General features: G+C 70.9%; 1 protein-coding gene. It reads left to right on the forward strand.

All coding sequences use genetic code 11. From position 1 onward, the window contains the following. Nucleotides 1-1,541 (forward strand): DUF222 domain-containing protein (locus tag AB0B82_RS35405; protein WP_360178969.1); only part of this gene is annotated, 1,541 nt, incomplete at both ends.

Here is a 1,541-nt window from a genome sequence, read left to right on the forward strand (position 1 = left end):
GTACGACGACCTGCCGCCGATGTCGCGGATCGAGGCCCTGGAATGGGAACTGTGGGCCGCCGCCGAACAAGACGACGCCGAACGCGCCATGCTCCACGCGAAGGCACCAGCCTGGGTCAGCCTGCCACCCGGCGCCGAACTCGCCGCCGCGCTGGAACAACTCCGCCCCCAGTGCGAGTCACCGATCGCCCTGATCGAGGCGATGAAGGCCGCGACCAGGCTGGAATCCTGGGCCGCCGCGCTCAAAACCTCCACCATCGCGTCGTTCTACCGGCAACGCGAAGCCCAGTCCGTCGAGATCCCCCGCCCGTCCCAGATCGACACCACCGGCCGCCCACTCGACCCCGAACGCTCCTGGGCCGCCGAAATCGCCGCCGCCCTGCGACTGTCCCCCACCACCATCGCCCGGCACATCGACACCGCCCTCCACCTCACCGCCACCCTGACCGCCACCCACACCGCACTGCGCTGCGGCGCCCTGACCTGGTCCAAGGCCCTGGCCATCTCCGAAGCCACCCGCCACCTCAACCCGGCCGCCGCCCACGCCGTCGAAACCCACGTCCTGCGCCGCGCGGCCGGCCAAACCCACGCCGGCCTGAACAAATCACTACGCCGCCAAGTCGCCAAACACACCGCCGCCGAACAAGCCGACCAGCACCGCGCCGCCGTCACCGAACGCACCTGCAAAATCGTCCCCCTCACCGACGGCATGGCCGGCCTCTGGGTCGTCCACACCGCCGACAAAATCCAGCAAATGTGGGTCGTCATCCAAGCCATCGCCGACCTCACCAAACGCCGAACCCCACCCCCACCCGACACCACCACCAACACCCGCGGCAGCGGCCACGACGCATCCGGCAGCCAACCCGCCAATCGCCCCCGCGGCGACCACACCGCCACCCCCGGCGCGATCCACCGCGACGGACACACCTCCGAAAACACCGGCGACCCCGGCGCCGAACCCACCCGCGACGACCGCGACGACCGCGACGGCACCTCCGAGTCCGCCGCGCCAACCACCGACCCCGACAACACCCCACACGGCACACCTGCGCCTCACGCCACCCACGCGAGCACGGACCCCACGAACACCACCGACTCCACCGACACCACCGACGCCACCGACGACACCGAGCCCACCGACGACACCGACGCCACCGAGGCCACCGAGGCCACCGAGCCCGGCAGCGCCGCAGCAGCGGCAGCCACCCACGCGGCCGAGACCGACCGCGCCGACCGAGCGGCAGCGAAGCCAACAACGGCAACCAAGGCAGCAGAGGCAACAGAGGCAACAGAGGCAACAGAGGCAACAGAGGCCGGTGCCGCCCCGGACACCCGCAACCACCGGGCAACCCAGGACAGCACCGCACGCAACACCCACACCAGCGACACGACCAAAGACGGTGACCCAAGCGACGCCCACGGCGGCCCCGCACCGGGTCAAGACACCCGCGACGACCGCACCGCCGAGCAGCGACGCGCCGACAGCGTCACCGACCTGTTCGAACACATCCTGCACAACGGCCTCGACTGGCTCGGCC

Source organism: Kribbella sp. NPDC048915 (assembly GCF_040649595.1).
In the GTDB taxonomy this organism is placed as follows: Bacteria; Actinomycetota; Actinomycetes; order Propionibacteriales; family Kribbellaceae; genus Kribbella.